Source organism: Pontibacterium sp. (assembly GCF_041587635.1).
In the GTDB taxonomy this organism is placed as follows: domain Bacteria; phylum Pseudomonadota; class Gammaproteobacteria; order Pseudomonadales; family Balneatricaceae; genus Pontibacterium.
Genome location: NZ_JBFGYC010000260.1, coordinates 1 through 5445 on the forward strand (window position 1 = coordinate 1; position 5445 = coordinate 5445).

3 protein-coding genes are annotated in these 5445 nt (G+C 54.0%); all 3 read right to left on the reverse strand.

All coding sequences use genetic code 11. The annotated features are described in order from the left end of the window. A partial coding sequence (locus tag ABYW01_RS12905) for an efflux RND transporter periplasmic adaptor subunit (protein ID WP_372833305.1) occupies positions 1 to 1024 on the reverse strand: 1024 nt, incomplete at its 3' end. 208 nt (positions 1025 to 1232) lie between these two features. Next, on the reverse strand, positions 1233 to 2528 hold the full coding sequence (locus tag ABYW01_RS12910; protein WP_372833308.1) for a TolC family outer membrane protein: 1296 nt from the start codon (positions 2526 to 2528) through the stop codon (positions 1233 to 1235). A 20-nt stretch (positions 2529 to 2548) separates the two neighbouring features. Further along, positions 2549 to 5445: efflux RND transporter permease subunit (locus ABYW01_RS12915; RefSeq protein WP_372833311.1), on the reverse strand; the 2897-nt coding region annotated here is incomplete at its 5' end.

Here is a 5445-nt window from a genome sequence, read left to right on the forward strand (position 1 = left end):
CCACTTCCAGTTTGTTGTGGCGGATATCGCGGGTTTTCACCATGCGGCGTTCTGCGGTGGATGTTTCCGGGTTAAAGACAAAGATCGGGATAGGAGCGTGCTTAGCAGCGCCTTTCTTTTCGCTGCTGGCATTGCGAATATCGATCGCGGAAAGGGGGATCAGGTAGACGGGCTGTTCGCTTTGGGTATCGCCAAACAAAAAGCTGACTTTAGCGGTCATGCCCGGTAGCAGTTGGTCATTGTTTTCCAGCAGATCAATGCGAACCGGATAAGCGTTGCCGGTGGAGACCTGAAAGCCCACTTCACTGACCACGCCTTTCTGTTTGGTATCTGGGAGTGTTGGGAACTCAACGTCAACGGCCTGGCCGTAGCTCACTTCACGAATAAGGGTCTCAGGGACCAGTACGCGAGCCTTTAGACTGTTCTCGCCCTGCAGTTCAAATAGGGTCTGACCGGCTTTGATTTCGGTGAATGGCTCGACTTCGCGACTGGAGATTTTGCCGTCAAAAGGTGACTTCAGCGTGGTGCGGCTCATATCCAGCTCGGCATTTCGCAGATCAGAGCGGGCAACATCCACGTCTGTGCGCGCTGCTGCCAGTGCTGTACGGGCCTGATCAACAACTGTGGCGCTGGTGAAGCCCTTTTTAAGCAGACTGTTTTTACGGTTGTAGTCTTCCTGCTTTTCGCTCAGGTTCGCGCGTGCATTGCGCAGTTTGGCCTGACGGGAGGACAGTGTCAGCTGATAATCTTTTGTCGACAGTGATGCGAGTATCTGGCCTTGTGTCACCCGATCACCGAGGTTGACCAATACTTCTTTAACCTGACCTGATACCTGAAAGCTCAGTTCAGAACGGTTGCTGGATTCCAGTACACCGGAGATCTGGCGAATTCGGCTACCGGACGTTGCGCCAACCTCTTCAAATTTTACGCTGGGTGTTACGGGAGGGGCCGTGGCTTCAGGTTCCTTGCAGCCAGTCAGCGCAATAGTGGTGACAAACAAAAGAGATACAAATGTCAGTCGCATGATATGCCATCCTGTCATAGCGAAATTAATAGACTTCAGCTTAGCTTAGAGTGGCCTGATTTTGATGACCAAAACCACGTTAATCCGCTGAATTTATTCCAGATTACATGTAAAAAAGGCAGTAACGGGTAGTTACTGCCTTTTCTCATACGAGCTGAATGAGGATCTGGCTCATTCAGCTCGTGTCAGATGTGTCGTTGGATCAGGATCAGGGTTTCGTCAGCCACTGATCCAGAGCGTTCAGGTCATCGGGACTAAGGCTTCCGACCTGCTGCTTGAAGCTGAACAGGTTGAAGACGTAGTCGAAGCGCGCATTGGCGTAGTCGCGTTGTGCACTGTAGAGCTGTTGCTCAGCGTTTAGCACATCAACGACGTTACGTGTGCCGACATTGAAACCTTCTTCTGTCGCTTTTAATGCGGTCTCGCTGGACTTGATGCTCTGTTTACGCGCCTGTACGGACAGCACATCGGTACGCAGGTCACGCAGCAAGCTGCGGGTCGATTGGGTCACCGCGCGCAATGTGTCTTCACGATCCTGTTGAACAGCGATCATCTGTTGAGTTGTCTGGCGGCTCTGAGAGCTGGTGGCACCACCGCTATAGAGCGGCAGGCTGAACGTCAGACCGATTGAGTTGGTATCGTTGATGTTGTCTGCGGTTGCCGTGCCGTTGTCGTAGTCATAGCTGGCAGCCAGACTCAGTGTTGGCAAGTGGCCTGAACGTGCAGCCTGAGCCGTGCGGCGGGAGGCTTCAACCGCAGCATCTGCCACACGCAGATTCAGGTTGCCTTTCCATGCTTTATCCAGCCAGCGATCCGGGGTTTCCGGGGTTGGCGTCTGCACGGGGTAATCTTCGCGGAGCAGGTCGGCTTTGCCCACTTCCTGACCGGTCAGTCGTTCCAGCGCTTCGTAGCTGTTTTCCAGATCACCTTCGGCTTCAATACGGGCAACGCGGGCATTATCGAAGGATGCCTGAGCTTCCTGTACGTCAGTAATCGCGATCAAACCGACTTCGAACTGAGCGTTAACCTGATCCAGACGACGTTTAATCGCACGTTCCTGAGCTTGAGTCGTTTCCAGCGTGTTCTGAGCACGGAGTACGTTCAGGTAGGCTTCTACAGAACGTAGAATCAGGTTCTGCTGTGCCAGATCAAACTGCAGGCGAGCCTGTTCAGACTGGGCCTGTCCACGTTTGAAGCTGAACCATGCGTTGGCATCGAACAGCGGTTGGTTCAGCGCAACGGTATAGCCGTTGTTGTTGAACGCTGCGGTGTCGCTTTCTGTCCAGGTTGTATTGGCGGACAAGCTGACATTTGGCAGCAATCCCGCACGCGCCTGAGGTACGGCTTCGGTTCCGGCCAGATAGGTTGCTTCGGCGGATTTTAGTTGCGGATCGTTAGCAAGCGCCTGCTGATAAATATCAGCAAGTGCCGCGGCATTTGCCTGCGTGCTCTGGAGTGCCAGAGCCAGCAGGGCAGATGCGGAAAGTAACTGTGCTGTTTTCACGTGTGCTTCCTTATGCAACGTTAAACTTCTTCGGGCTGAACTTCTTTAAACGTTCTTTTACCCAGATAACTATAGACCGTTGGAATAACAAACAGGGTGAGCACGGTACCAAAGGTCATGCCACCCACAATGACCCAACCAATCTGCTGACGGGACTCAGCACCCGCGCCGAAGGCCATCGCCAGTGGTACCGCACCTAAGACGGTCGCTGCGGTAGTCATCAGAATAGGGCGCAGTCGCAGTGTCGCGGCTTCAACAATCGCGTCTCGCAGTTCGCGGCCCTGATCCTGTAGCTGGTTAGCAAATTCTACGATCAGAATACCATGTTTGGTGACCAGTCCAACCAGCGTAATCAGGCCTATCTGGCTGTATACGCTAAAGGAACCACCGCTGTACTTCAAGGCAAGCAGGGCGCCGAAAATGGCCGGCGGTACCGACAACATAATGATCAACGGATTCTTAAAGCTTTCGAACTGTGCCGCCAGTACCAGGAATACAAAGACAATGGCTAAAGCGAACGTCAGCATCAGTGTATTACTAGATTGCTTGAACTCACGTGAAGGGCCTGTGAAGTCAAATGTTGCGTCCGGGGCGATCTCTTTCAGGCTCTGTTCCAGATAATCGAGCGCTTCACCCTGAGAGTAACCCGGTGCCAGCAAGGTCTGGAATTTGACCGCTTTCACTTTGTCAAAGTGGTTCAGCTCGCGTGGAGCAACGGACTCCTTAACTTCCACCAGATTGGACAGCTGTACCATGTCACCTTCCGGTGTGCGCACGTAAAGCTCGGTCAGGTCACTCGGATCGCGGCGTGCGCTGTCGGCCACTTTCACAATGACTTCATACTGCTCACCGTTGCGTTTAAAGCGGGTCACATCACGACCAGCCATATAGCTTTCCAGTGTGCGGCCCACGGTAGCGACATCGATACCGATCTCTGACAGCTTGTCGCGCTTCACGTCCATCTGAAGTTCAGGTTTGTTCAGTTTGAGATCGCTGTCGGGCTGCATCAGGCCTTTGTTGGCCATGATCTTGCCCATCATTTGGTCGGCAATGCCTTTCAGGTCGTCATAGCTGCCGTTGTACTTCACAACGAACTCGATCGGACGGGAGATAAAGCTCTGGCCCAGTGACGGCAGATCCAGTGCAAAACTCATGATGCCGGTAATACCGCCGTAGAGCTGCGGAGTCAGCTGCTGAGAGATCTCCTGCTGTTTGCGCTCACGGTCTTCCCAGCGGTCCAGACCCACAAAGGTCATGGCGTTAGTTTCAGCCGGGAAACCCACGATAGAGAAGTAACGGTCAGATTCAGGAACCTGGCTGACCACGCCCTCGATCTGGCGGGAGTAACGGTCAATATAGTTGACCGATGCGCCATCGGGCGCCATCGCAAACACCAGAATGTCACCACGGTCTTCGTACGGAGCCAACTCTTGCGGAAGCTGGGTGTAATAGAACGCGGCACCGCCAAAACTCGCAGCCATGATCAATACAGCCAGCAAGCGGGAGCGCAGGAGCTTGTCCAGCAGGCGACGGTAACCGTTGGTCAGACCAACCAGTATACCTTCGATCAGGTTAAACAGGGCGCTGTGGCGTTTCTCATGCTTAAGCATGCGTGACGCCATCATGGGAGACAGGCTCAGCGCAACAAAGGTCGAGACGACAACGGCCCCTGCCAATGTGAGAGCGAACTCGGTAAAGAGCTTGCCGGTGCGTCCTTCGGAGAACACGACCGGAACAAATACGGCGACCAGCACGGCAGTCGTTGCCAGCACCGCAAATCCGATCTCCTTCGCGCCTTTAAAGGCTGCCTGAACGGGGCTTAAACCCTCTTCAACGTGGCGGTAGATGTTCTCCAACATGACGATGGCATCATCGACCACCAGGCCAATCGCGAGTACGAGCGCCAGCAGTGTCAGTGTATTGATGCTGAAGTTCATCAGGTACATCATCGCAAAGCCACCGATCAGCGACAGTGGAATCGTCACCACCGGAATTAGCGTTGCGCGTACGTTTCGCAGGAAGAAGAACAGCACCAAAATAACCAGTACACCGGCCTGTGCGAGTGTTTGGTAGACGGATTTGATCGATTCATCGATGAAGATAGACGAGTCGTACGCGACCTCTACTGCCATGCCTTCAGGCAAGTTACCGCGGATGTTCTCCAGCTTGGCGCGAATGTCGCGGGACACGTCCAGCGGGTTCGCCGTGGATTGTTTTACAACGCCCAGTGCGACAGCGCTTTCACCTTTGTAGCGGGAGATCTGACGGTCATTTTCCGGTGCGATCTCAACCCGTGCGACATCCTTGATGCGAACCGGATAGCCTTTATCGTTGCGGATGATGATGTTCTTAAATTCATCCACGTCGTTAAGGTCGGTTTTGGTCAGCAGCGTGAACTCGCGTTCGCGACTTTCGATGCGGCCTGCGGGTACTTCGATGTTCTGACCTTCCAGTGCGGCTTCCACATCCTGTGGCATCACGCGGTAGGCGGCCATCCGTGCCGGATCCAGCCAGATGCGCATGGAGTATTTGCGTTCGCCAAAGATCAGGACATTGGCCACGCCGCCTACGGTTTGCAGCTGATCCTTCACCCGATTGTCCGCAACCTCTGTCATCTCCATCGCGCCATGACGGTCGGAGGAGAAGGCCAGCCAGATAATCGGCTGTGCGTCCGCTTCGGTTTTTGTCACGACCGGCGGGTCAACATTGTCCGGCAATTGACCGGTAATACGGCTGACACGGTCACGTACATCGGCAGCGGCGTCATCCGGATCACGGGTGATTTTGAACGTGACGGAGATCTGGGATTTTTCGGTTCGACTGATGGAGTTCATAAAGTCGATACCTTCGATCCCGGACAGAGAATCCTCGATGATCTGGGTAATCTGGTTTTCAATGATCGACGCACTTGCACCGG